This is a genomic window from Rhizobium sp. N324 (assembly GCF_001664485.1).
Taxonomy (GTDB): domain Bacteria; phylum Pseudomonadota; class Alphaproteobacteria; order Rhizobiales; family Rhizobiaceae; genus Rhizobium.
The window spans coordinates 2,441,836-2,467,198 of sequence record NZ_CP013630.1 but is presented as its reverse complement, the minus strand read 5'-3'; the positions used below and the strand labels follow the sequence as shown (position 1 = coordinate 2,467,198).

The following is a 25,363-nucleotide window of genomic DNA, read 5'->3' as shown; positions in this document are numbered from 1 at the left end:
CATGGCAGGCACGAACAGCGAGCGTCAACTTCTGGCCGAAGGGCCGGCCATTATTCTGGTCGAGCCGCAGATGGGCGAGAATATCGGCATGGTGGCGCGCGCCATGGCGAATTTCGGTCTGGCAGAACTGCGCCTCGTCAATCCGCGTGACGGCTGGCCGAACGAAAAAGCGCTGGCGACCGCCTCCAAGGCTGATCATGTGATCACGGCAACGAAGGTCTACGACACGCTGGAGCAGGCGGTCGCCGATCTCAACTTCGTTTATGCGACGACGGCGCGCGAGCGCGACGGTTATAAGCCGGTGCGCTCCCCGGTCATTGCCGCCGAGACGCTGAGGGCGAAATTCCGCGCGGGCGAGGGCACCGGCATTCTCTTCGGGCGCGAGCGCTGGGGGCTGACCAATGAGGAAGTGGCGCTGGCCGACGAGATCGTCACCTTTCCCGTCAATCCGGCCTTTGCCTCGCTGAATATCGCCCAGGCCGTGCTGCTGATGTCTTATGAATGGATGAAGTCCGGCATGGAGGATATTGGCGCCGTGCCCTTCCAGGCAATTGGGCAGACGCCCTCGACCAAGGAGCAATTGTTCGGTCTGTTCGATCAGTTGGAAGACGCGCTCGATGCGCGCGGTTATTTCCATCCTGCCGGGAAAAAGCCCAAAATGGTCGACAATCTGCGTGCAGTTCTATCCCGCCGGGCTTTCACGGAGCAGGAAATCAGCGTGTTGCGCGGCGTCATCTCTTCCCTCGACCGCTTCTCGCGCAAGAGCCCGCGCGGCGGTAGGTTCCCGACATCGGCCAAGGAAACACCGCCAGATGACAGCAACGACGCGTGAGCTGAAACCCATACTGCTCTTCGATTCCGGCATCGGTGGGCTGACCGTGCTGCGCGAGGCGCGTGTGCTGATGCCGGAGCGCGGCTTCATCTATGTCGCCGACGATGCCGGCTTTCCCTATGGCGGCTGGGAGGAGCAGGCGCTGAAGGAGCGTGTGATCGGGCTCTTCGGCCGGCTGCTTGCGGAGCACGACCCCGAAGTTTGCATCATTGCCTGCAACACCGCCTTCACGCTGGTCGGCGCCGATCTGCGCGCCGCCTTTCCCCAGATGACCTTCGTCGGCACCGTCCCGGCGATCAAGCCGGCGGCGGAGCGCACGCGCTCCGGCCTCGTCTCGGTGCTCGCAACGCCGGGCACGGTGAAGCGGGCCTATACGCGCGATCTCATCCAGTCCTTCGCGCAGCAGTGCCATGTCCGCCTCGTCGGCTCGGAGAACCTGGCGCGTATGGCCGAAGCCTATATTCGCGGCGACGCCGTCTCCGATGACGCGGTGCTTGCGGAAATCAACCAATGTTTCGTCGAGAAGGACGGCCAGAAGACCGATATCGTGGTGCTCGCCTGCACCCATTATCCCTTCATGGCCAATCTTTTCCGGCGGATTGCCCCCTGGCCGGTCGATTGGCTCGATCCGGCCGAAGCGATCGCGCGCCGCGCCCGCACGCTGGTTCCGCTGGTTGCCGATGCCGTGCATCCCGATAATTTCGACTTCGCGGTCTTCACCTCTGGGCAACAGGATTTCGCGACGCGGCGGCTGATGCAGGGTTTTGGCTTGAGGGCTTGAGGGAATTGTCCTGTGGGTTGGCGAAATCCGGCCCTGAAAATCAGCAGATTCTTTGATAGACGGGGCGTTGCCGTTTCGGAAGAATGGCGTTCGTTCATGTGAGTCTCTTCGTCGCGAGGATCGGCATTGCAAGTTGGCATCGATATGGGATTGGCGTCCGGCAGCCCGGCGACGCTCGATATCGAGGAGCTGCTGGCGACCCGTCTGCTCGTGCAGGGCAATTCCGGATCGGGGAAGTCGCATCTCTTGCGGCGTCTGCTCGAGCAATCGGCGCAATGGGTGCAGCAGGTCATCATCGATCCCGAGGGTGATTTCGTCACCCTCAGCGACAGGTTTGGCCATATCGTCGTCGACGGCGAACGCACCGAGGCGGAGCTGGCTGGTATTGCCAACCGCATCCGCCAGCATCGCGTGTCCTGCGTGCTGACGCTTGAGGGTCTCGATATCGAGCAGCAGATGCGTGCGGCCGCCGCCTTCCTCAACGGCATGTTCGATGCCGACCGCGAATACTGGTATCCCGTTCTTGTCGTCGTCGATGAAGCGCAGATGTTTGCGCCGTCCGTCGGTGGCGACGTTTCGGAAGATGCGCGCAAGATGTCGCTGGGCGCGATGACCAACCTGATGTGCCGCGGCCGTAAGCGCGGGCTTGCCGGCGTCATTGCCACGCAGCGGCTTGCCAAACTCGCCAAGAACGTCGCGGCTGAGGCCTCGAACTTCCTGATGGGCCGCACCTTTCTCGATATCGACATGGCGCGCGCCGCCGACCTGCTCGGTATGGACCGGCGCCAGGCCGAGATGTTCCGCGATCTGAAGCGCGGCAATTTCGTCGCCCTCGGCCCGGCGCTGTCGCGCCGGCCGCTGCCGATCCAGATCGGCGCGGTGGAAACCTCGGCGCGTTCCTCCAGCCCAAAGCTGATGCCGCTGCCGGATGCGCCAGAGGATGTCGAGGACCTGATCTTCACGCCCGATCCGGAGGAGTTTCAGCGTCCGCTCGTGCGCCGCGCCCCGCCGGCGCCGCGGCCGACCACCGATATACTGGCGGAACTCTCACGCTCGACGCCGGCGGCGTCACCTGCGCCTGTCGAGGCGAGGGCGAGCCAGGTGGAGGTCTCCGCCGAAGAGCGCGAGGAGCGCCTCGCCGGCGTGCTTGCCGAAATCCTCGACGATCCAACCTCCGCTTTCCGTACCGATGCCGTGCTCTACCAGGATTTTCTCGTGCGGCTGCGCATGCGCCGCGTGCCGGGACCGCCGATCGCACTGCCGGATTTCCGCCGGCGTGTGGCGATCTCGCGCTCCGGTGTCGATGCGGCGACGGCCGCGACCGACGAGTGGGCGACGGCGCTATCGCTGTCATCTGGTGTCACCGACGACCTGCAGGGCGTTTTCCTGATGCTCGCCAAGGCCGCCGTCTGCGGTGAGCCGTGCCCGTCGGACGCCCGCATCGCCCGCGCCTACGGCACCCATTCCGCCCGCCGGGCACGGCGCCTGCTCGGCTATTTCGAGGAGCAGGGTAGCATCGTCGTGCACACGGATTTTTCCGGCAAGCGTATCGTCGCCTTCCCGGATATGGGCTGCCAGACGGCGCCGGGCGACGCCAACGCGCCTGATGCCGGTGGCGATCAGCCGCTGGCTGCGGAGTAGGTGGCAGGTTCCGATTCGATTTAGCGCATGCCTTGGAACGGCCCATGTCCTCTGCTTGGGAAGACATTACAAAGAAGCCAAATGATCGAAATGCGTCCTGTTTTACCGAAAGACCTCGATCTCATATGCCGTCACCGCGAAGCGATGTTTGCCGAAGCTGGCAGGGATGCGCGTGAGATCGCTGCAATGAATCCCGCTTTTCGAGATTGGCTCAAGCCGCGCCTGCAAGATGGCCGATATTTCGGCTTCATTGCCGAACACGACGGGCATTCGGTGGGAGGCATTGGTCTGATGCTTGTCGAGTGGCCACCGCATCCCTCCCACCCGAGCGATGATCATCGAGGCTACGTGTTGAACGTGTTCGTCGAGCATGAGCAACGCGAACGTGGCATCGCACGCCTGCTCATGGATGCCGCAGATCGGGAATTCAGGCAGCGCGGGATCGCCTACGCCATTCTGCACACGACGAAGGCGGGACGACCGCTCTATGACCGAACAGGGTGGGTGCAAACTTCCGAGATGGCGAAAACAATCCAGCCTGTTGCTGGATGAGATCGGTAGCGCTGGCGCGATATTCGCAAAGTTGGTTGATGGCATCTCGGGCTGTTGACATTTTCATGACGGCCCTCTAAAGACCGCGCCAAGCACCGGGCAGCAATGTCCGGTGTTTCATTTGACATGTCCCGTGGATCGTTTCTGTTCGCTAACCGGAACATCCTGTCAGATCTCGGCAGAGATCAGAGGAGGGCGTGTTTCCTTTGCGCGGCTTGGAAACAAACCGGCATAAACCTTTGAAAGGAAATACGATGAGCAAGCGCGAATCGTCCAAGTATAAAATTGACCGCCGCATGGGCGAAAACATCTGGGGCCGTCCGAAGTCCCCGGTGAACCGCCGCGAATACGGCCCGGGCCAGCACGGCCAGCGCCGCAAGGGCAAGCTTTCGGACTTCGGTGTGCAGCTGCGCGCCAAGCAGAAGCTCAAGGGCTACTACGGTGACCTGCGCGAAAAGCAGTTCCGCGCGATCTTCGCCGAAGCCGACCGCCGCAAGGGCGACACCTCGGAAAACCTGATCGGTCTGCTGGAATCGCGCCTCGATGCGATCGTCTATCGCGCCAAGTTCGTTCCGACGGTCTTTGCTGCCCGTCAGTTCGTCAACCATGGCCACGTCACCGTCAACGGCGTGCGCGTCAACATCGGTTCGTACCGCTGCAAGGCCGGCGATGTCATCGAAGTTCGCGAGAAGTCGAAGCAGTTGGTGACCGTTCTGGAAGCCGTCAGCCTCGCAGAGCGCGACGTTCCGGATTATATCGAAGTCGATCACAACAAGATGGTCGCTACCTTCGGCCGCGTCCCGACGCTCAGCGACGTTCCGTTCCCGGTCGTCATGGAGCCACATCTGGTCGTCGAATTCTATTCGCGTTAAGAAGAACCAGGCGTTTTCGCTTATGGAAAAGCCGCTCTTTCGGGCGGCTTTTTTGTTATCCGGAGAGAAGCGATGGCGGATTTGCAGGCGATCCTCGATAGTATCCATACCGATATCCTGCCGCGCATCGGCGAGGGTAAGGTCGCCGACTATATTCCCGAGCTTGCCAAGGTCGATCCACGGCAGTTCGGCATGGCGATCGTCACCGTCGACGGCAAAGTCTATCGTGTCGGCGATGCCGATATCGCCTTCTCGATCCAGAGCATATCCAAAGTCTTCATGCTGACCTTGGCGCTTGGCAAGGTTGGAGAGGGTCTGTGGAAGCGTGTCGGGCGCGAACCGTCCGGATCGGCTTTCAACTCGATCGTCCAGCTCGAGCACGAGAGCGGCATCCCGCGCAATCCGTTCATCAATGCCGGCGCGATCGCCGTTTCCGACGTGGTCATGGCCGGGCATGCGCCGCGCGAGGCAATCGGCGAGCTGCTGCGCTTCGTGCGTTATCTCGCCGATGACGAGTCGATCACCATCGACGACAAGGTGGCGCGTTCGGAAACGCAGACGGGATATCGCAATGTCGCGCTCGCCAACTTCATGCGCGCCTACCGCAATCTCGACCATCCCGTCGAGCACGTGCTCGGCGTGTATTTCCACCAATGTGCGCTGTCGATGAGCTGCGAGCAGCTGGCCCGCGCCGGGCTGTTTCTCGCAGCGCGCGGCAGCAATCCGATGACGGGCCATTCCGTCGTGTCGCCGAAGCGGGCGCGGCGCATCAATGCGCTGATGCTGACCTGCGGCCATTACGACGGCTCGGGCGACTTCGCCTATCATGTCGGCCTGCCCGGCAAGAGCGGTGTTGGCGGCGGCATCTTCGCGGTTGCGCCCGGCATTGCCTCGATTGCGGTATGGTCGCCGGGGCTGAACAAGGTCGGCAACTCGCAGCTCGGCGCCGTGGCGCTGGAAATGCTGGCGGCGCGCACCGGTTGGTCGGTTTTCGGCGATTGACGCTGTGTTGCCGAACGCGTTTCTGCTAAGGCAGACAGATCTCGATAGGGCGAAGCAATGAATATCGCAACCAACATTGCCGACGAATTGGAGAGTGGCGAGGCCGTGACCAGCGGCCATGCGCTGTTTGTCGATGCGCCGCATTCGGTCTCCTTCAACAAGCTGCGCAAGCGGCTGTTGAGGCAGGTGCGCCAGGCCTTCGACGATTTCGACATGCTGAAGGGGCAAAAGCGCTGGCTGGTCGGCCTTTCCGGCGGCAAGGATTCCTACGGGCTGCTGGCGCTGCTGCTCGATCTTCAATGGCGCGGACTGCTGCCGGTCGAGCTGATCGCTTGCAACCTCGACCAGGGGCAGCCGAACTTTCCCAAACATGTGCTGCCGGATTATCTGACGAAGATCGGCGTGCGGCACCGCATCGAGTATCGGGATACCTATTCGATCGTGAAAGAGAAGGTGCCGGAAGGCGCGACCTATTGCTCGCTCTGTTCGCGGTTGCGGCGCGGCAATCTCTATCGCGTCGCCCGGGAAGAAGGCTGCGATGCCCTGGTGCTTGGCCACCACCGCGAGGACATTCTCGAAACCTTCTTCATGAACTTCTTCCACGGCGGGCGGCTGGCCTCCATGCCGGCGAAGCTTCTGAACGATGAGGGCGACCTGATGGTGCTTCGCCCGCTCGCCTATGCCGCCGAGGACGACCTCGCCAAGTTCGCCGTTGCGATGCAATTTCCGATCATTCCCTGCGATCTCTGCGGCTCGCAGGACGGGCTGCAGCGCAATGCGATGAAGGATATGCTTGCCGATATCGAGCGGCGCATGCCGGGGCGCAAGGACACGATGCTGCGTGCGCTGTCGCATGTGAACCCGTCGCACCTGCTCGATCCGAAACTCTTCGACTTTTCCAACCTTAATGTCACCGATCCTTCATGAAAGTCCGGCTAAGCAGCTGGCTATTACATGAAGAGCAGGATTTCGTATGAGCATTTCAGATCAGGATATTCTCTTTCTCGGCGATTGCGTGAAGGAGGCGGCGCGCGCTGAAATCATGCCGCGTTTCCGCAATCTCGGCACGGCCGACGTTTCGGAAAAGACCTCGGCAATCGACGTGGTGACGCAGGCGGATCTGCTCGCCGAACACAGGATTACCGCGGCGCTGAAAGAGCGCTTTCCCGCCGCCCTCGTCGTCGGCGAGGAAGCCTATGACGCCGACCGGTCCGTCGTGCCGGCACTTGCCGATGCCGAACTCGCCTTTGTCATCGATCCTGTCGACGGCACCTTCAATTTCGCCGCCGGGCTTCCGGTCTTCGGGACGATGCTGGCGGTCACCGTCAGGGGCGAAACGGTCGCCGGCATCATTCACGATCCCGTCCTCGGCGATACGGTGATGGCGATCAAGGGAGCGGGCGCCTTCCTGACGCGGAAGGATGGGCAATCGAGCAGGCTTGGAGTGGCCGAGCCTGCCGCCTTGAACCAGATGGTCGGCGGCATCTCCTGGGGCCATATGGACGACCCGGATCGCTCGCGCATCTCCGCGAACATGGCGAAGATCAAGATGACCTTCGCTTTCAACTGCTCGGCCTATGAATATTGGATGGTCGCCTCCGGCAAGCTGCATTTCATCGGCCATGCGAAGCTGATGCCCTGGGATCACCTGGCCGGCGTGCTCGCGCACCAGGAGGCCGGCGGCCATACGGCGAAATTCGACGGCACGCCCTATCGCCCCGGTGAGACGACGGGCGGCATTATCTCTGCACCCGACAGGGAAAGCTGGCTGCTGATCCGCCGCGAGATCATCGGCATCTGATTCGAGCCTTATTAAGAGGCCGGACCGAGAAAGGATTTGACATGAGTGCGACTGTCGACGTCACCGTTCTTGCCGATCTGTTGCGCCGCGCGGCGAAGGCGGAAATCCTGCCGCGCTTTCGCCGGCTCGGCCAGGACGAGGTACGCGCCAAGAGCGAGGCGACCGATCTCGTCACTGAGGCCGATGAGCAGGCTGAACGGATGATCAAGGCGGAAGCAGAGCGGCGTTGGCCAGGCGCGCTGTTCGTGGGCGAAGAAACGGTCGCTGCCGAGCCGGCGCTGCTCGACAGGCTCGCGGATGCCAATCTCGCCATCGTCGTCGATCCGGTCGACGGCACGTTCAATTTCGCGTCCGGCATCCCGGCTTTCGGCGTCATGGCTTCGGTCATTTCAGGCGGCGAGACGATTGCCGGCATCATCTACGATCCGATGGGCGACGATTGGGTGATGGCGGAAAAGGGGGGCGGCGCCTGGCTGCGGCGGCCGGATGGAGAGGCACGGCGGCTGCGCGCGGCAGAGCCTGTCGCGCTCGACCAGATGGTCGGCATGGCCTCGACCGGCTACCTGCCGCAGGAGAAGCGGGCCGAGATTCTCGGCAATCTCGCCAAGGTGCGTTTTCTCACCAACTACCGCTGCGCGGCCCATGAATACCGCACCCTTGCGGGCGGCCATGTGCATTACCTCATATACAACAAGCTGATGCCCTGGGATCATCTGGCCGGCACGCTGATCTCGCAGGAGGCCGGCGCCCATGCCGCCCGTTTCGACGGTTCTCCGTACCTGCCGCACCATCTCGATGGCGGGCTGCTGGTTGCGCCCGACAAGGCCTCGTGGGAGCTGCTGCGCCGTGAGGTCGTCACGGTCTGAAGGCATGCAACCGGGCCGCAGGACGCCGATTTTGCTGAGGTAGCCTGCAACGGGGGCCGCCGGCTTCGTTCGATGACGCGTATCGGTAGTTCGGCCCTATTCCGCGTAGAGCTTTTCCATGAGGAAATTCTCCAGGCTTTGCCCGCGTTTCTCGACGGTTTGCCTGGTTATCACACGGAAACCCTTGCCTTCGAAAAACGGGCGGGCGGTTCTGCTGGCTTCCGTATAAATTCGCTTGAAGCCGAGCTTCAGAGCTTGCTCCTCCACCCTGCCTAAGAGGCGGCTTGCAATTCCGAGTCCCTGGAACTCAGGGTGGACGAACATCATATCCAGACATCCGTCGCCGGTCAGATCGGAAAAGCCCACCGTCGCGCCATCGATTTCCGCGATCCAGGCTGGCCTGCTTATCCTTCGCTCCGCCCAAAGACTGCGATCTTCGACCTTTGCCCAAGCTTCGATCTGAGCAGGCGAATAGTCTTTCGACGAGACTTCCTGGATGGCGCGCAGAAAAATCTCAATCGTCGCGTCCGCGTCGCTTGGCGCGTAAGGCCTGATCAGAATCGGGTCGTCCATCGCCATGCCTTTCGCGTTGCCTCTGATGATTGTCACCGTCAGAAGTGGGCCGCACCCGGATCGAGCTGCGGGCTGTCGCCCGGGTGGGTGAAGAGCTTTCCGTTTTCAGCCCAGAGGGTGGCGGCGATCGTCACCACGCCGAACAGCGCGAAGCCGCCGAGGAGGGGCTGGACCGTGCCGTTGAACATCTGGCCGACCAGGCCGCCGAGAATGGCTCCGAATGTCGTTGAGACGAAGCCGGTGACGGCGGTGGCGGTGCCGGCGAGATTGCCCATCGGCTCCAGGCTGATGGCGGTGAAATTGGTGGCGATGACGGCAAACATCATCAGCACGATCGTGAAGATGCCATAGGCGATGGCGAAATCCGGCTTGGCGGCCAGCGAAATGAAGAAGCCGAGAGCCGACAGCGCCGTAAAGATCAGCAGGGCGGCGTGCGAGATGCGGCGCATGCCGAATTTGCGGACGAAGAAGCCGTTGGCGAAATTGGCGACGGCGATGCCGCCGGCGGTCGCCGCAAAGGCGATCGGCAGCCAGTCGCCGAGGCCATAGACCTCGCCGAAAACCTGCTGCACCGAGATCACATAGGCGCTGATGACGCCGGTGAACATGGTGAGGCCAACCATGTAGCCGCAGGTGATGCGGTTGGTGAGCACGGTCTTGAAGCCGTCGAGGACGGAACCGACCGACAGCGGCAGGCGCTCTTCCGGCGGCAGCGATTCCTTCAGGCGCAGGAACGCCCAGATGAACAGGATGGTGGCGGTGATGCCGAGCAGGATGAAGATCCAGTGCCAGTTGGCATAGAGGATGATGAGCTGGCCGATGGATGGCGCGACGATCGGCACGATCATGAAGACGATCATGACATAGGACATGACACGCGCCATCTCGCGGCCGCCGAAGCAGTCGCGCACGATGGCCATGGTGGTGATGCGCACGGCGGCACCGCCCACGCCCTGAACGAAGCGCATGAGGAGCAGCATTTCGAAACTGCCGGTTGCTGCGGCGGCAAACATTCCAACCACGTAGCAAACCAGGCCGCCAAGCAAAATGTTGCGGCGGCCGAACGTATCCGAAAGGCTGCCGAAGAATATCTGCGAGACGCCGAAGCCCAGGAAGAACACGCCGATGATGAGCTGCGCGTCGTTGGTGTTGGTGACGCCGAGGGAATGGCCGATATTGGGCAATGCCGGCAGCATGCTGTCGATGGCCATGGCGATGCTGGCGGTCATGATGGCAATGGTGACGACGAACTCGCCGAAACCCATGCCGATGCGGCGGGAGCCCTGGTTTTCCTGGTGCGGTTTATGCGGCGGCGTCATGTGGTGAAATCCCGGATGCGGAGGAGGTGGGCCGTTCAGACGGCAGGATTCTGCTGCTGAAAGAGGCGGCCCTTTTCGGCGATCAGCACGAAGATAAGCCCGATGATCGACACGATGAAATAACCGGCGACCATCGGCAGCGCGGTGCCGTCGAAGGCCTGGCCGATGCCGGCGCCGATCAGGGCGCCGCCGACCGTGCTCATGAAGCCGAGGACGGAGGAGGCGGTGCCGGCGACGTGGCCGAGCGGCTCCATGGCGAGCGAATTGAAGTTCGAGCCGATCCAGCCGAACTGGAACATGGCCAGGCCGAAGAAGGAGATGAACAGCGCAAACGGCATTGGCTCGGCGCTCGCCATCTGGACGATCAGCCAGATGGTGTTGATGGTGATGAAGCCGATGAGCGAACCGTGCGACAAGCGGCGCATGCCGAGCTTGCCGACGAAGCGCGAGTTGAAGAAGGACGACAGCGACATGAAGATCGCCACGCCGGCAAAGGCGAAGGGGAAATAGACGCCGAGATCGTAAATGCCGACATAGACCTGCTGGGCCGAATTGATGAAGCCGAACAGCGCGCCGAAGATGAAGGTGCTGGCGATGGTGTAGCAGAGGGCGATGCGATTGGTCAGCACCAGCTTGAAGGCGCCGAAGATCGAGCGGGCGGTGAAGGGGCGGACATTGGTCGGATGCAGGGTCTCCGGCAGGCGGAGATAGGCCCAGACGGCGATTGCAGTCGCCATGGCGGCGATGAAGAGGAAGATCAGGTGCCAGTTGCCGAAGAACATGACGATCTGGCCGGTGCCGGGTGCAATCACCGGCACGATCATGAAGACCATCATGATCAGCGACATGACTTCGGCCATCTGCCGGCCGCCATAGATATCGCGCACAATGGAGACGGTGATGACACGGGTTGCCGCCGAACCGACGCCCTGGACGAAGCGCAGGGCGAGCAAGCCCGCGAAGGAGGGGACGAAGACGATACTGACGGCGGAAAGAATGTAGATGACGAGACCGACCAACAGCGGCGTGCGGCGGCCGAAACGGTCAGACAGCGGCCCGTAGAACAATTGGGCACAGCCGAAGCCGAGCAGATAGGTGGAGACGACGAACTGGCGGTGATTTTCACTCTCGACGCCGAGGCTCGCGCCGATCTGCTGCAGGGCCGGCAGCATGATATCGATCGCCAAGGAGTTGACGGCCATGAGAAAGGCGGCAAGCGCGATAAATTCACGCTTGCCCATGGGCAGGCGGCCCGCGGACACGGCTTGTGATGAATCTGTCACAATGAATTTCCCATAAACAGGCTAAGGCGCTGCTAGCCGCAGCGCCTCGGACTCAAGATTACAGATTTGGAAACCGGGCGGACGTCCGGTGACCGGTCAGGCGGCGCCGCGCACGGTGATGCCGTTTTCCTGGAGATGCTGCTGCAACTCACCGGCCTGGAACATTTCCCGGACGATGTCGCAGCCGCCGACAAACTCACCCTTGATGTAAAGCTGCGGGATCGTCGGCCAGTTGGAATATTCCTTGATCCCTTGGCGGATCTCCGAATCGGCGAGCACGTTGACGCCTTTGTAGTCGACGCCGATGTAATCGAGAATCTGCACGACCTGCCCGGAGAAACCGCACTGCGGAAACTGCGGCGTGCCCTTCATGAAGAGGACGACGTCGTTGCTCTTGATTTCGTTGTCGATGAATTCGTGAATGCCGCTCATAGAACCTGATCCTTTCAACAGGCGGGTTAAAGGCCCGCCGTTTCAATCGTTGTCTTTAGATAGCATGTGGCGGCAGGAATTCCACCCGCCCAAACCAAAAAAAGACCAATCTGGTCAGGCCACTCCGGGATTGTTGCCGTCGCGTTACGGTTGATGGGCGAGATAGGCGCTGCGCGCCAGCCTCAACTGCGACGCTGACGGCTGCGGACGGCGGCGGTGCGGCGCTTGCTGACCTGTTTGCGGGCGGGTTTGCGTGTCGCCGCCGTCTTGCGGGCGGTCGAGCCTCGCTTGCGCGCTGCGGCGGTCGCCGATGCATTGCGCGTTTTACGCTTCTTGCGCTTCGTCGCGGTGCGGCCGGTGGTTTTCTTCAGGATTTCCTTCAGCACGCTGTCGACGACGCCCGATATCAATTCTTTGACAAGATCGGCCACAAAACCCCTCCGTTCATGGTGGAAACGACATGCCTGCTATTGAATTCCGGATGAGTTCGGTTAGCAAGGCGGCTTCGAGACCAAAGCTGCATTTTGCCGATATTGGCGGCGGAGCAGCCGGATCGCAGCAACATGCCGGCCATTCGCCGGCCGGAAGGTGGAATGAAACTGATCGAGAAGCGGGTCGTCCTGCATTTCCCCGGCTTCGAGCCGCTCGATGGCGCCGCCCACAGGGCGCGCTACGAACGTTCTGCCAAGCAGAGCGCTGCTGTCTGGGGCTATTCGGTTGAGATCGGAGCCTTTGCGGCGGGAAGCGATCCCCTGAGTTTCGAAGTCACGACGGACGGTGGCGGGGCGCCTGGGACAGCCGGCGATGCGGCGTCCGGGACAGCCGGCGATGCGGCGTCCGGGACAGCCGGCGATGCGGCGTCCGGGACAGCCGGCAATGCGGCGTCCGGGACAGCCGGCAATGCGGCGTCCGGGGAAACCGGTTCTCCCGGTTGGCAGGCGAAGAGCCGGATCCACATGGTCGATCACGATATGTTCGTCCGCAGCCTGCGCAGCGGCAACACTGTGAGCCAGATCATTGCAGGCTTTCGCAGTTGCGCTCAGATCATGCTCGAAGGCGGGATGCGGGGATATTTCCGTCATGCCTGGCGCTTCGGCCTGTTCTTCCTCTTTCCGTTTCTGCTGACTGCACTGGCGATGGCGCTGACGGCGCAGATCGCCGTCATGCCCTATAGTCTCGGCTTTTCTCCCTGGCACATGCTCTGGAGCGGGCCGCTGGGGCTCTGCTTCTTCATTTTCGCCTTCCTGCCGTTTTCCGAACGCTTTCATACGCTGCATCTTTTTGCCGATTGGAAAATGGCGGTGGCGCTCGGCCGGATGGATCGGGCCGATTTCAACGACTGGCTGGAAGACCGGGCGACGGCCGTGCGTGAGGCCCTCACCGAAGAAGCAGACGAGTATGTGATCTCCTCGCACAGCATGGGATCGAATGTGGCCGCCCATGTCATCGGCATCTTGCTGGAAAGGGAGCCGGAGATTTTCAAGGGCAAACGCGTGGTGTTTGCAACTCTCGGCAGCGCCATTCTGCAATGCGCGCTGCTGTCATCGGCAAGGATGCTGCGCGCCCGTGTCGGGCTGATCGCCTGCTGTCCGGATATTTCCTGGCTCGACGTGCAGTGCCTGACGGATTCGATCAATTTCTACAAGGTGCCGGTCGTCGCCGTGTCCGGCCATGCCGATGCACCGCCGGCAAAGATGATCCTGATCCGCGTCAAGCAGATGCTGACGCGCGAGCGCTACCGCAGGATCCGAAAGGACCAGCTGCGCGTCCACCGGCAATATGTGCTGGGGCCGGATCTGCAGGCGCCTTTCGACTTCACGCTGATGACATCGGGTCCGACGCCGGCGTCGGTATTTGCCGATTCGGACGCTAAGAGAATGCCCGGGTGAGGGTTGTGCTATCCGGGTAGCGAGATGCTGGGAGACACGTCGAGCCTTTTAGGCAAGAGCAGTCCTCACGTGAAGTGCTCGATTTAGGTTAGACCGTTACTGCGCACTCCTCATTCCTGTGCTCGCCACAGGAATCCAGTGCGCCCAAGTCCTTGGGCGCGAAAGACCTTCGAAACAGGTGAGTCAATCACCGCGCCGACGCGCGGTGGCTGGATTCCTGTGACATCCCTCAGGTCAAAGCCCGAGGACAGGAATGAGGGAGGTTGGAACTGAGGGCGCCGTAAATCCGGACGTCTTTGGGAATCACCGCGCGTCCGCAAAAAACAAGGGCCTGGCAGGAAAAGTCTTCCTGCCGGGCCGGTTCATCGCAGCCGGTCAATCCGGCGCCGAGGTCTGCAGCGCGAGTGCGTGCAACACGCCGCCCATATTGCCCTTCAGTGCTTCGTAGACCATCTGGTGCTGCTGCACGCGGCTCTTGCCGCGGAAGGCTTCGGCGACGACTTCGGCGGCGTAGTGGTCGCCGTCGCCCGCCAGATCGCGGATCGTCACCTTGGCACCGGGAATCCCAGCCTTGATCATGTCTTCGATATCGCCGGGTTTCATGGCCATGATCGTTACTCCTTGCGCATTATTCCGCAGCCAGTTCGCCGCGGCCTTCCATGAAATCAGGGAACCACGATTCATGGGCATCGCGCAATTGCTGAATCGGCAGCGCGATGAGATCCCCGACGGCAAGCGACGTTCCCCCGACCGTGCCGAGACGGCGGAAAGGAACGCCCGCGCCTTCGGCATTGGCGCAGACGAAATCGGCGACATCGGCTGGGATCGTCAGCACGTATCGTGCCTGGTCTTCACCGAAGAGCAGCGCATGCGGCGCACCTTTGCTTTCGCTGAGATCGATCGTCAGGCCCTTGTCCGACGCCATCGCCATTTCGGCGAGCGCTACGGCAAGGCCGCCAGAGGAGATGTCGTGGCAGGCGGTCGCCTGGCCGTTGCGGATGACGGAACGGACGAAATCGCCGTTGCGGCGCTCGGCAAACAGATCCACCTCGGGGGCGGGACCTTCGCGGCTGGCGAGCACATCGCGGAGATAGACCGACTGGCCGAGATGGCTGCCGTCGACGCCGATCATGATCACCTTGTCGCCGTCACTGGCGGCACCGATGCGGGCCATCTTGCGCCAATCCGGCAGCAGGCCGACGCCTGCAATCGTCGGGGTCGGCAGGATGGCGACGCCGTTGGTCTCGTTGTAGAGCGAGACGTTGCCTGAGACGATCGGGAAATCGAGGGCGCGGCAGGCTTCGCCGATGCCCTTCACCGCCTCGACGAACTGGCCCATGATTTCGGGCTTTTCGGGATTGCCGAAGTTGAGATTGTCGGTGGCGGCGAGCGGCTCGGCGCCGGTGGCGGTGATGTTGCGCCAGCATTCGGCGACCGCCTGCTTGCCGCCTTCGAAGGGATCGGCCTCGACATAACGCGGCGTCACGTCGGAGGAGAAGGCGAGCGCCTTGCTCGGGTGGCCGTCGACACGCACGACGCCGGCGTCACCGCCCGGAAGCTGCAGCGAATTGCCCTGGATCAGCGTGTCATACTGCTCGTAGACCCAGCGGCGGCTCGACTGGTTGGCGGAGCCGACGAGTTGGAGCAGCGCCTGGCCATAATCCTGAGGGGCGGCGACGAGGTTGGCGGGCAGGGGGGCATGTTTGCCGGACTCGCGCCAGGGGCGATCATATTCCGGCGCCTGATCGCCGAGATCCTTGATCGGCAGGTTGGCGACTTCCTCGCCCTGATGCATCACGCGGAAGCGCAGATCATCTGTGGTCTTGCCGACGATGGCGAAGTCGAGGCCCCATTTGACGAAGATCGCCTTGGCTTCCGCTTCCTTCTCCGGCTGCAGCACCATGAGCATGCGCTCCTGGCTTTCCGACAGCATCATTTCGTAGGCGGTCATCTGTTCTTCGCGCACCGGCACCTTATCGAGTTCGAGCAGGATGCCGAGATCGCCCTTGGCGCCCATTTCGACGGCCGAGCAGGTGAGGCCGGCGGCACCCATGTCCTGGATGGCGATGACGGCGCCGGTCTGCATCAGTTCGAGGCAGGCTTCGAGCAGGCATTTTTCGGTGAAGGGGTCGCCGACCTGAACGGTCGGGCGCTTTTCCTCGATCGATTCGTCGAATTCGGCCGAGGCCATCGTTGCGCCGCCGACGCCGTCGCGGCCGGTCTTGGCGCCGAGATAGACGACCGGCAGGCCGACGCCCTTAGCTTCGGACAGGAAGATGGCGTTGGATTTGGCGATGCCGGCGGCAAAGGCGTTGACAAGGATATTGCCGTTATAGCGGGCATCGAACTCGACTTCGCCGCCGACCGTCGGCACGCCGAAGGAATTGCCGTAACCACCGACACCGGAGACGACGCCGGAGACGAGGTGGCGGGTCTTCGGATGATCCGGCTCGCCGAAGCGCAAGGCGTTCATCGCGGCGACCGGGCGGGCGCCCATGGTGAAGACGTCGCGCAGGATGCCGCCGACGCCGGTCGCAGCCCCCTGGTAAGGCTCGATATAGGAGGGGTGGTTGTGGCTCTCCATCTTGAAGACCACGCAATCGCCGTCATCGATATCGACGACGCCGGCATTTTCGCCCGGGCCCTGGATGACGCGCGGCCCCTTGGTCGGCAGCGTGCGCAGCCATTTCTTCGAGGATTTGTAAGAGCAGTGCTCGTTCCACATGGCCGAGAAGATGCCGAGCTCGGTAAAGGTCGGTTCGCGGCCGATCAGATCCAGAATGCGCTGGTACTCGTCCGGCTTCAGGCCATGGCCCGCAATGAGTTCCGGCGTGATCGCGATGGTGTTTGGAATGGTCATGAGCGGAAAGTCCCTGGCGCGTTTTGCGCTGTCTTTAGCTTATGTCGCGGCGATGCGCGACAGAAAAAAGCCCGCCGTCAACACAGTGAAAGACTCCCGAAGTTGGACACCCAACTTCGGGGGGCAGTTCACAGGGGCAGGCAGGCCTTTCTCAGAAAGGCTCTCGCCGCTCAGAACTTATAGCCGATCTGCAGGCCGGCGCGTGTCATGCCGTCGTTCGGGCCGTCGCAGAGGTTGGCATGCGAGGAGTGGGCGATCTGGGCCATCACGTTCCAATGCGGGGTGAAACGGTAGCCGGCGCCGGCATATTCGTGGAAGAGAACGCGACAGCCGAGTTCAGGGCCATCACCATCGCCCTCGAGGTCGCCGGTATGGATGACGCCGCCGAAGCCGGCTTCGGCAAAAAGCTTCTCGTTGAAGTTGACGGTCCAGGTGAAGCCCGTGAAGAATTGCGTGGCCTCGCCTGATGTGCCGATCGAAGTGCCGAGATGGACGCGGGAATGCAGCAACTGCTGCTGCCAGCCGACGGCAGCGTCGTAGCCGAAAGGATCGAAAAGAGCGGTGATCTCGGGAAAGACGCCGTCTTCCCTGGAGTGGCCGGATTGCACCGACGTCGAGAGGCCGAAACGCAGTTCATCGAATATCTGCTCGCCGGCATTCGCCGAGCCTGCCAGCAAGGTGCCGGCCACCGCCGCCAACGACGCCGTACTCAAAAAACGCGACGCGATCCTTCCAAAGTCGACCCTCATTTGCTGTCCTTTGATTCGCGTCAGGCGGGAATAACAAAGAGGTAGCATGGAGGTTGAGTCGGTGAAGCGATTGCGAACCGGCTTCAGCGTTTTTCCGATTTATGACGTGTATCTGCAACACCTCATATTTCACCATCATAGGCGGAGCCGCCATTTTCCAGCAGCCGCCGCAGGATCATCAGGCCGGAGACCAGTTCCTGCTCCGATTTCGGCGAGGAGAAGCCGATGCGAACGCGGTGATAGATTTTCTCGCCGCGCGCTGCCTTGAACTCATCCTCGTCATCGACCAGGACGCCATCGCGGTAGGCGGCGTTCTTGAACGTGCCGGACATCCATGGCTCCGGCAGTTTCAGCCAGAGGAAAGGCGCGTGCGGGTGCGATTGGAAATCGAAGCCTTGCAGTTGCTCGCGGGCGAGCCGGACGCGTCGGGAGAGTTCTTCGACACTCTGTTTGCGGATCGCGTGCGCCGTGCCGCTTTCGACGAGACGCGCACAGGTTTCCGCCAGGATGAAGGGCAGCCCACCGGTGATCATCCTGTGCGTTACCCTGATGCGCTGGGCGAAATGCGGCGGGCAGGCGACCCAGCCGCCGCGTACCCCGGCGGCGACGGATTTCGACAGGCCGCTGACGAGGAAGGTGCGATCGGGTGCTAGCGAGGCGATGAGCGGCGTGTCGTCGTCGGCCATGCCGCCGTAGAGATCGTCCTCGATCAGCCAGACGCCGTGTTTCCTGGCGATTGCAGCAATTGCCGCACGCCGTTCATAGGGCATGATCGTCACGGTGGGATTGTGGATGGTCGGCATGAGGAAGGCGAGCTTTGGATGCTGCTGCTGGCAGAGCCGCTCAAAATCCTCCGGGATCACACCGTGTTCATCGGAATCGACCGTCAGCGTGCGGCGGCCGAGAAGGCGAGCGCTGCGGCTGACCTGGGTATAGGTGAGGTCCTCGAAGACGATCTTGTCGCCCGGGACCGAGACGGCGGCGATGACGGCGACCGCCGCCGCATGGGCGCCGAGCGTCGGCACGATGTTTTCGGCTTCCGGCGTCCAGCCGCTGCGGGCCAGCCAGCGGCGGCCGGCCTCGAACCAGTTGCCCGGAAAACTGCGGGAATAGGAGGAGATTTCGGCAAGATGCTGCTCGCCGATCTCGGAAAGGATGCCGGCTATGATCTTGCCCTGGCCGAGATCGGGGGCGGCGGTGGTGTCGAAGCGGATCTTGTTTGCCGGCGCATCGCGGAGGCGGGTGCTGCCGAGCGAGACCGTCAACGGGTCGGCCTGTTCGCCGGGCGGCGTCTCCGAGCGGTTCAGCACATAAGTGCCGCGCCCGACCTCGCCGGCGACCAGGCCACGTTCGTGCACCAGCGCATAAGCGCGGCCGATCGTGCCGATTGTCACCCCGATATCATAGGCGAGGTTGCGTTGCGGCGGCAATTTGCTGCCGGCGGGCAGGGCGCCGGTTGAAATCGCCGATTCGATGCTGTCGGCAAGCCGGAGATAGACCGGCCCGGAACCGCGGGAAAGATCAGGAAGCCAATTTGTCATGGTGACAATTGACTATATTGTCACATTGTCTCTGTCAAGATTAAGAGTCAATTCCAATGGATAACCGACAGGATTCCTGGAATGTCTGCCTTGCCTGAGATCAAAATGCCAATTGTACCGATTGTCTCCTATGAAGACAGGAGGCAGATCGTCCTTCCCGACGCACCTGCCAAGGCGACGACTCGCTTGGGGCGGATCTGGGCGGCGGTGCTTGTCTGGCATCAGAAGCGGGAAGGCCGCCGGGCGCTGAGAGGCCTGACGGCGAGCGAACTCAAGGATATCGGCGTGTCGCAGTCCGACGCCGCGCGCGAAATCAGCAAGTCGTTCTTCTGGGATTGATCCCGCGGGGATTGCCGGCAGCGATCAGTTGCAGGCCTTGTTGCCTGCCGACCAGCGATTGACGTCGGCGGCAATGCGGCCGGCGACCGGTTCCGACATCACCGGGCCGAAGGCTTGCAAACGCGCCGGGCTTCCCTCGGCCTGGACGACGAGCAGCGGCCGGCTTTCCGGGCTGCCCTTATGGACGAGCAGGATGCGCGGGCGGCCGGAGAAGGAATTGAGCTCCGGCGCGAGCTTGTAAGCAGCAAAGGCCGGATCGCCCGACTTGAACCAGCAGGCATTGGCGCCGAGCGCAACGCGCTCCATCGTCGGCAGCGCGGCCCGGTTCGGACCTGACGGCGCCGGCGTGGACTGGCAGGCCGCAGCCATGGCTGCGAGAGCGGCAAGCAGGGCGGCGTTGGCGATGGTGACGTAAACGCGCATCGATCTTGCTCCAGCCAAGCTCAAGCAGCGACGACGTCGAGCGCCGAGGCGAAGAGGCCGCGGCCGTCCGACCCGCCATGGGCGGCTTCGATCAGGTTTTCCGGATGCGGCATCATGCCGAGCACGTTGCCTTTTTCGTTCATCACGCCGGCGATGTCGTTGATCGAGCCGTTCGGGTTGGTGCCCTCGGCATAACGGAAGACGATCTGGCCATTGCCTTCGATCCTGGCCAGCGTGGCTTCGTCGGCGAAATAATTGCCGTCGTGATGGGCGACCGGGCTGCGGATGACCTGGCCCTGCGCATAAGCGCGGGTGAAATCCGTTTCGGCATTGACGACTTCAAGCTTGATCTCGCGGCAGACGAATTTCAGCGAGGCATTGCGCATCAGCGCGCCAGGCAGCAGGCCGGCCTCGACGAGAATCTGGAAGCCGTTGCAGACGCCGAGCACTTTCACGCCCTTTGCCGCCTTGTCGATGATCGCCCGCATGACCGGCATGCGGGCGGCAATCGCGCCGCAGCGCAGGTAATCGCCATAGGAGAAGCCGCCGGGGATGACGATCAGGTCGACATCGGGGATCTCGGTTTCCGTCTGCCAGATCGTCACCGGCGGTTTTCCGGAAATCTTGGTCAAGGCGGCGATCATGTCGCGGTCGCGGTTGAGGCCCGGAAGTTGAACGACGGCTGATTTCATGGGGTCCCCGCGTCTGGCGAAAGATATTGAACTGGAACGCTTTCGGCGAGCCATACTCCATTGTCGGAGACAAAGAAAGAATGACCCTCTGAAAACATGCGGGCCGCATCCACACGCAGGATGAGATATTCACCCTTGCGGCGCGTTGCGACGATTTTCGCGGTTTCGACATCCGCCGAGAGATGAACGTGGTGGCGCTGCATCTTCTGCAAGCCTTCGCGCTCGATCGATTGCCAGTTCGCCAGGGACGTGCCGTGAAAAAGCGTGGCAGGCGGTTCCACCGGGTTCAATGCGAGGTCGACGTCGACGCTATGACCCTGATTGGCGCGAATTCTGTTGTCGATAAGGGTGAAGCGCTTCTTCGGATTGTTTTCGACGACCGCGACAATATCGGCGCGGGAAACGTCGTATTTCGACGTCAGCGCTTTTTCAAGTTCATCGAACGAGACCCAGCCCTCGGCATCAAGCGTCAAACCGGCGGCTTCAGGCGCATGACGCAAAACATAGCTCATATATTTCGAGACTTCCGTCTCCAGCTCTGCCTGCGTCATGACGCCAAATCCTCAAAGTCCGCCGGATGACGGGCGGCGATCGTCAGTCGATTGCGATCGCGTAGTTCTCGATCACCGTGTTGGCGAGGAGCTTTTCGCACATGGCCTTGAGGTCGGCTTCGGCCTTGGCCTTGTCGGCGCTTTCCAGCTCAAGGTCGAAGACCTTGCCCTGTCTGATGTGGCCGACGCCCGAGAAGCCGAGGGCGCCGAGCGCGCCTTCGATGGCCTTGCCCTGCGGATCGAGAACGCCGTTTTTCAGCGTGACGGTGACACGAGCCTTGATCACTTTGTCTTTCCTGCCTTACTTGACCAGAACCGGGCCGGTGCCGCGCACAGGCTCGTTTTCATTGATGATGCCGAGACGGCGCGCAACTTCGGAATAGGCTTCGAGCAAACCGCCGAGATCGCGGCGGAAGCGGTCCTTATCCATCTTCTCATGGGTCTCGATATCCCAGAGCCGGCAGCTGTCCGGTGAGATCTCGTCGGCGAGGATGATGCGCATCAGATCGCCTTCGAAGAGGCGGCCGCATTCGATCTTGAAGTCGACGAGCTGGATGCCGACGCCGAGGAACAGGCCGGTCATGAAGTCGTTGACGCGGATGGCAAGCGCCATGATGTCGTCGAGCTCGGCCGGATTGGCCCAGCCGAAGGCGGTGATATGCTCTTCGGAGACCATCGGATCGTCGAGCGCGTCGGACTTGTAATAGAATTCGATGATCGAGCGTGGCAGCACCACGCCTTCGTCGATGCCGAGACGCTTGGCGAGCGAGCCGGCGGCGACGTTGCGCACGACGATCTCCAGCGGGATCATCTCCACTTCCTTGATCAGCTGCTCGCGCATATTGAGCCGGCGGATGAAATGGGTGGGGATGCCGATCTTGTTCAGATGGCTGAAGATATATTCGGAAATGCGGTTGTTGAGGACGCCCTTGCCGTCGATGACTTCGTGTTTCTTCTTGTTGAAGGCAGTGGCATCGTCCTTGAAGAACTGGATCAAAGTGCCCGGTTCCGGACCCTCATACAGAATCTTTGCCTTGCCCTCGTAGATACGGCGGCGACGGTTCATCGTGGTCATTCTCTATTGTTGGCGCTCTTGGGATAGCGCGAGTGGATCGATCTCGTGGCGTCCCCTTAAAGGAAAAGAGTAGGTTTCACAATCCGCCTGTCGTTGCTTCCCCCGTTTCCGGATTTCATGGCCCGTTCCGGATTTTACGGAATACCGCCAAGAGAATCGAATGAATTCGCAGGACGAGTTTAGCGCCTTTTCCTGTACGGTGAAATGACGGCGAAATGGCGGGCTGCTTGTGCAGATGTTTATTTGGCGGCTCTGCTTCGCAGCGCGCGACGGAGATGCGTCTGCAGGGCGCGCGCGGCGACCTGCCCGTGGCGCCAGCTGCCGGCACGGATGAAGGAGGGGATCTGCATGGCCGGCATCGGCCGGGCCAGCGCATAACCCTGCAGCGTGTCGCAATCGAGTTCTTCGAGAATGCGGATATGATCTGAAGTCTCGACACCCTCGGCGATGACGAGGATATTCAGCGAGCGGCCGATATCGATGATCGAGCCGACGAGTTTGCGCTGCTCGGCCGATTGCGGCAGCATGCGGATCAGCTCGCGGTCGATCTTCAGCGTCTTCGGGCTCAAGCGCAGCAGACTGACGATCGAGGCATGGCCGGTGCCGAAATCATCGATCTGGATGTCGATGCCGAGCTTGCGCAGTTTTTTCAGGTTGGCGGCGACCGCCTCGTCGCAATCGTCGAGCGAGATCGATTCCAGCAATTCGAAGGCGAAGGTGCCGGGCTGGATCTTCAGGGCGCGAAGCTTCTTGCCGAGATCGGGATCGGCAAGCCGCCGGGCGGAAACGTTGACCGATATCTTCGGAACGGCCAGCCCGTCCTTGATCCAGGCGCGGCGATCGGCGATGGCGCGCTCCAGGATCAGGGCGTCGATGGTCGAGACGACGTCGAGATCCTCGGCGATATCGAGGAAACGGTCTGGCGCCAGCAGCCCGTGCACCGGGTGCTGCCAGCGGGCAAGTGTTTCGACGCCGACGACATCGAGCGTGCGGGCATCGAACTGCAGCTGATAGAAGGGCACGAATTCATTGCGCTCGAGGCCGATCAGGATCTCGTCGGCGAGGTGCTTGGCCGAGATGACGTCGCGGCGGGCAGAGGCCGAGAAAAATTCGAAGCGGTTGCGGCCCAGACCCTTGGCGCGATAGAGCGCGATATCGGCATCGAGCAGCGTCTGCTTGGCATCGAGCGTCGGTCCGCTGTCGACGGCGATGCCGATGCTGGCCCCGAAACGGCAGTCGTGCCCTTCATATCTCACCGGTTTGCGCAATTCGCGAATGATACGTTCGGCAAGGCCGGCGATCTTCTTCGACGCCGGATCGACGGTGCACAGGATGACGAATTCGTCGCCGCCAATGCGGGCCACGAAATCGGCGGCGCGGACGGAATGTCTGAGCACGCTTGCGGCATGCTGGAGCATGGCATCGCCCGCCCGGTGGCCGAGCGTGTCGTTGATCTGTTTGAAGCGGTCGAGATCGATATGCAGGATGGCCAGCCCCAGGCCCTTGGCCCGGCATTCGGCCGAGCGCTCGCCCAGCATCTTGTCGAGATAGCGGCGATTCGGCAGGCCGGTGAGATAATCGTGCAGCGCCAGGCGCTCGATGCTCTCCTTGGCGGCTTCGAGTTCGCGGTTGTGGGCCTCGGCCAGATCCTTGGCGCGCTGCAATTCGTTGCGGAGCGCGACCTCATCGGTGACGTCCCAATTGGCGCCGATCAGCTTGCGGTGGCCGTTGCCGTCGACGAAGAAGGCCGAGCTGGCGCGGATGACACGTTCGGCGCCGTCGCCGCGGATGATGCGGTATTCCTGCTGGAAATCACTGCCGCTTTCGACGCTGCGGTCGGACAGGCCCAGCACGCGCTCGCGATCGTCGGGATGCAGGCTTTTCGCCCAGATGTCGCTGGCGATCGGACGCGAGGCGCCCTTCAGACCGTAAATGGCGATGAGGCGCTCGTCCCATTCGACGGTATCATTCTCGATATCCGCCTCGAAGACGCCGATGCGGGAAATCTCCAGCGCCAGATCGAGCCGGCGCGACAGGCGCGAGAGCGTATCCTCGGCCTCCTTCCGGGCGGTGATATCCGTATCCGTGCCGACGATGCGGGTCGGCACGCCGCTCTCGTCCCATTCCACGCAGGCGCCGCGGCAGTCGATCCACATCCAGTGGCCGTCCCTGTGGCGCTCGCGATATTCGAAGATCTGGAAATCCGGATCGCCGGCATTCTGCCGGTCGATGGCATGGACGACGAAATCGCGGTCATCGGGATGGACGAGGGCCAGCCAGGCGTCGTAATCGCCGGCGGCCTCCTCGTCGGGCGCCATGCCGCGCATGGTCTTCCACGTCTCGGAATAATATTTCCGGCCGAGACGGTAATTGTGGTCCCAGACGCCAAGGCCGGAGCCGACGAGCGCATGGTTCCACCGGCTCTCCCGCTCCGCCAGGTCGGAATCGTCATCCGCCCCGTTGCCGACGCCTGCCTTGGCCGCTGCGGGATCATCGGCCTGTGGATGGGCTTTCTTCACGGGCATTCTCGCTTAATTCATCTCGGTGCAGTCTGCTGTCATTCCATTAAGAAAGACTTAGAAAGCATCCGCTTAATTAACGAGAAAGCCGGTTTTGCTGATCAGGCGGAGAGCCGGCTGAGAAACTGGGCAAAGACCATCGTGCCCTCGGGCCAGGGACCGTGACCGGAATCGGCATTGATATGGCCTGCCTCGCCGGCATCGACGAGGAAGGAGCCCCAGCTGCTGGCGATATCGTCGGCATGTTCGTAGCTGCCGAACGGATCGTTGCGGCTCGCCACCGTGATCGACGGGAAGGGCAGCGGATCGCGCGGATAGGGGCCGAAGGTCATCAGGTGCTTCGGCCGGATGTCGGGATTGGCGACATCGGGCGGGGCGACGAAGAAGGCGCCCGCCACCGGCTTGCGGAAATGCGGGATGGCATGCACAGTCGAGGCCACGCCCAGCGAATGGGCGATGAGAACGACCGGGCGTGTCGAGGCGTTGACCTCCTCGGCGATACGGGCGATCCAGTCCTCTCGGACCGGTTTGGTCCATTCGGCCTGTTCGACGCGCCGCGCCGTGCTGAGCTTTGCCTCCCAGCGGCTCTGCCAGTGGCCAGGACCGGAATTGGTGTAGCCGGGGATGATGAGGATATCTGCGTCTGAGGCTTTCATAGTGCCGCCGATGTGAGAAGGCTTGCCCGCGATGTCAAGAGGGGATGTGAAGGGAGAGAGCGACACGGCCGTTTTGGTTTGCTATATTGCTCCAGTGCCGGTTGCGGATTTCGTG

At 62.1% G+C, this 25,363-nt stretch carries 27 protein-coding genes; 11 read left to right on the top strand and 16 right to left on the bottom strand.

Annotated features, from left to right (window positions below):
• Position 1 precedes the first annotated feature (1 nt).
• From AMK05_RS11935 to AMK05_RS11895, 9 genes are all read left to right on the top strand, one after another.
• Positions 2 to 832, top strand: coding sequence for an RNA methyltransferase (locus tag AMK05_RS11935; protein ID WP_064838638.1), 831 nt, complete (start codon positions 2 to 4; stop codon positions 830 to 832).
• Positions 813 to 1,613, top strand: a complete 801-nt coding sequence (gene murI, locus AMK05_RS11930; RefSeq protein ID WP_064838637.1) for a glutamate racemase — start codon at positions 813 to 815, stop codon at positions 1,611 to 1,613. The genes AMK05_RS11935 and murI overlap by 20 nt, the downstream gene beginning before the upstream one ends.
• 126 nt (positions 1,614 to 1,739) lie before the next feature.
• The gene (locus AMK05_RS11925; protein WP_064838636.1) at positions 1,740 to 3,254 is read left to right on the top strand and encodes an ATP-binding protein; all 1,515 of its coding nucleotides are present in this window, start codon (positions 1,740 to 1,742) and stop codon (positions 3,252 to 3,254) included.
• Positions 3,255 to 3,335: 81 nt separating this feature from the next.
• Positions 3,336 to 3,806 carry a GNAT family N-acetyltransferase gene (locus AMK05_RS11920; protein WP_064838635.1) on the top strand — a complete coding sequence of 157 codons (471 nt, stop codon included), beginning with the start codon at positions 3,336 to 3,338 and terminating at the stop codon, positions 3,804 to 3,806.
• 254 nt (positions 3,807 to 4,060) lie between these two features.
• The gene (gene rpsD / locus AMK05_RS11915) at positions 4,061 to 4,678 is read left to right on the top strand and encodes a 30S ribosomal protein S4 (RefSeq protein ID WP_004676212.1); all 618 of its coding nucleotides are present in this window, start codon (positions 4,061 to 4,063) and stop codon (positions 4,676 to 4,678) included.
• A gap of 72 nt (positions 4,679 to 4,750) precedes the next feature.
• Positions 4,751 to 5,680, top strand: coding sequence for a glutaminase (locus tag AMK05_RS11910; protein ID WP_064838634.1), 930 nt, complete (start codon positions 4,751 to 4,753; stop codon positions 5,678 to 5,680).
• A 57-nt stretch (positions 5,681 to 5,737) separates the two neighbouring features.
• Entirely contained in the window at positions 5,738 to 6,607 is an 870-nt protein-coding gene (gene ttcA, locus AMK05_RS11905; protein ID WP_064838633.1) for a tRNA 2-thiocytidine(32) synthetase TtcA, read from the top strand.
• A gap of 46 nt (positions 6,608 to 6,653) precedes the next feature.
• Positions 6,654 to 7,481, top strand: a complete 828-nt coding sequence (locus tag AMK05_RS11900) for an inositol monophosphatase family protein (RefSeq protein WP_064838632.1) — start codon at positions 6,654 to 6,656, stop codon at positions 7,479 to 7,481.
• Between the two features lie 41 nt (positions 7,482 to 7,522).
• Entirely contained in the window at positions 7,523 to 8,347 is an 825-nt protein-coding gene (locus AMK05_RS11895; RefSeq protein WP_064838631.1) for an inositol monophosphatase family protein, read from the top strand.
• A 96-nt stretch (positions 8,348 to 8,443) separates the two neighbouring features.
• Here AMK05_RS11895 and AMK05_RS11890 read toward each other — a convergent pair whose 3' ends face one another.
• The 5 genes from AMK05_RS11890 to AMK05_RS11870 all read right to left on the bottom strand — a co-directional run bounded on the left by AMK05_RS11890 (position 8,444) and on the right by AMK05_RS11870 (position 12,385).
• A complete protein-coding gene (locus tag AMK05_RS11890) occupies positions 8,444 to 8,920 on the bottom strand; it encodes a GNAT family N-acetyltransferase (protein ID WP_064841345.1) in 477 nt (158 codons plus the stop codon).
• Positions 8,921 to 8,958: 38 nt separating this feature from the next.
• The gene (locus AMK05_RS11885) at positions 8,959 to 10,239 is read right to left on the bottom strand and encodes a multidrug effflux MFS transporter (protein ID WP_064838630.1); all 1,281 of its coding nucleotides are present in this window, start codon (positions 10,237 to 10,239) and stop codon (positions 8,959 to 8,961) included.
• A gap of 35 nt (positions 10,240 to 10,274) precedes the next feature.
• A complete protein-coding gene (locus AMK05_RS11880) occupies positions 10,275 to 11,480 on the bottom strand; it encodes a multidrug effflux MFS transporter (RefSeq protein ID WP_064841344.1) in 1,206 nt (401 codons plus the stop codon).
• 138 nt (positions 11,481 to 11,618) lie between these two features.
• The gene (gene grxD, locus AMK05_RS11875; RefSeq protein WP_003586231.1) at positions 11,619 to 11,954 is read right to left on the bottom strand and encodes a Grx4 family monothiol glutaredoxin; all 336 of its coding nucleotides are present in this window, start codon (positions 11,952 to 11,954) and stop codon (positions 11,619 to 11,621) included.
• Positions 11,955 to 12,136: 182 nt separating this feature from the next.
• Positions 12,137 to 12,385 carry a hypothetical protein gene (locus tag AMK05_RS11870; protein ID WP_064838629.1) on the bottom strand — a complete coding sequence of 83 codons (249 nt, stop codon included), beginning with the start codon at positions 12,383 to 12,385 and terminating at the stop codon, positions 12,137 to 12,139.
• 162 nt (positions 12,386 to 12,547) lie between these two features.
• Between AMK05_RS11870 and AMK05_RS11865 the strand changes: the two genes are divergently transcribed.
• The gene (locus AMK05_RS11865; protein WP_064838628.1) at positions 12,548 to 13,843 is read left to right on the top strand and encodes a hypothetical protein; all 1,296 of its coding nucleotides are present in this window, start codon (positions 12,548 to 12,550) and stop codon (positions 13,841 to 13,843) included.
• A gap of 375 nt (positions 13,844 to 14,218) precedes the next feature.
• Here AMK05_RS11865 and AMK05_RS11860 read toward each other — a convergent pair whose 3' ends face one another.
• From AMK05_RS11860 to AMK05_RS11845, 4 genes are all read right to left on the bottom strand, one after another.
• Positions 14,219 to 14,452, bottom strand: a complete 234-nt coding sequence (locus tag AMK05_RS11860) for a BolA/IbaG family iron-sulfur metabolism protein (RefSeq protein ID WP_004676237.1) — start codon at positions 14,450 to 14,452, stop codon at positions 14,219 to 14,221.
• Between the two features lie 19 nt (positions 14,453 to 14,471).
• Positions 14,472 to 16,703 carry a phosphoribosylformylglycinamidine synthase subunit PurL gene (gene purL, locus AMK05_RS11855; RefSeq protein WP_064838627.1) on the bottom strand — a complete coding sequence of 744 codons (2,232 nt, stop codon included), beginning with the start codon at positions 16,701 to 16,703 and terminating at the stop codon, positions 14,472 to 14,474.
• Between the two features lie 170 nt (positions 16,704 to 16,873).
• Positions 16,874 to 17,452, bottom strand: a complete 579-nt coding sequence (locus tag AMK05_RS11850) for an acyloxyacyl hydrolase (protein WP_064838626.1) — start codon at positions 17,450 to 17,452, stop codon at positions 16,874 to 16,876.
• Between the two features lie 122 nt (positions 17,453 to 17,574).
• A complete protein-coding gene (locus AMK05_RS11845; RefSeq protein ID WP_064838625.1) occupies positions 17,575 to 18,993 on the bottom strand; it encodes an aminotransferase-like domain-containing protein in 1,419 nt (472 codons plus the stop codon).
• Positions 18,994 to 19,074: 81 nt separating this feature from the next.
• Here AMK05_RS11845 and AMK05_RS11840 point away from each other — a divergent pair, with 81 nt between their 5' ends.
• Positions 19,075 to 19,332: a DUF1127 domain-containing protein gene (locus AMK05_RS11840; protein ID WP_064838624.1), complete on the top strand. Its 258-nt coding sequence runs from the start codon at positions 19,075 to 19,077 to the stop codon at positions 19,330 to 19,332.
• Positions 19,333 to 19,356: 24 nt separating this feature from the next.
• On the opposite strand, the gene AMK05_RS11835 is transcribed toward AMK05_RS11840, so the two are convergent.
• From AMK05_RS11835 to AMK05_RS11805, 7 genes are all read right to left on the bottom strand, one after another.
• Entirely contained in the window at positions 19,357 to 19,755 is a 399-nt protein-coding gene (locus AMK05_RS11835; protein ID WP_064838623.1) for a hypothetical protein, read from the bottom strand.
• Between the two features lie 20 nt (positions 19,756 to 19,775).
• Entirely contained in the window at positions 19,776 to 20,447 is a 672-nt protein-coding gene (gene purQ, locus AMK05_RS11830; protein WP_064838622.1) for a phosphoribosylformylglycinamidine synthase subunit PurQ, read from the bottom strand.
• Positions 20,444 to 20,998, bottom strand: coding sequence for an RNA 2'-phosphotransferase (locus AMK05_RS11825; RefSeq protein ID WP_064838621.1), 555 nt, complete (start codon positions 20,996 to 20,998; stop codon positions 20,444 to 20,446). Before AMK05_RS11825 ends, purQ begins: the two co-directional genes overlap by 4 nt.
• Positions 20,999 to 21,041: 43 nt before the next feature.
• A complete protein-coding gene (purS, locus tag AMK05_RS11820; protein ID WP_064691749.1) occupies positions 21,042 to 21,284 on the bottom strand; it encodes a phosphoribosylformylglycinamidine synthase subunit PurS in 243 nt (80 codons plus the stop codon).
• Between the two features lie 15 nt (positions 21,285 to 21,299).
• Positions 21,300 to 22,064 (bottom strand): phosphoribosylaminoimidazolesuccinocarboxamide synthase, encoded by a 765-nt coding sequence (gene purC, locus AMK05_RS11815; protein ID WP_003568927.1) that lies wholly within the window; start codon positions 22,062 to 22,064, stop codon positions 21,300 to 21,302.
• Between the two features lie 248 nt (positions 22,065 to 22,312).
• Positions 22,313 to 24,598: a putative bifunctional diguanylate cyclase/phosphodiesterase gene (locus AMK05_RS11810; protein ID WP_064838620.1), complete on the bottom strand. Its 2,286-nt coding sequence runs from the start codon at positions 24,596 to 24,598 to the stop codon at positions 22,313 to 22,315.
• Positions 24,599 to 24,693: 95 nt separating this feature from the next.
• A complete protein-coding gene (locus AMK05_RS11805) occupies positions 24,694 to 25,248 on the bottom strand; it encodes an RBBP9/YdeN family alpha/beta hydrolase (RefSeq protein ID WP_064838619.1) in 555 nt (184 codons plus the stop codon).
• Between the last annotated feature and the right edge of the window lie 115 nt (positions 25,249 to 25,363).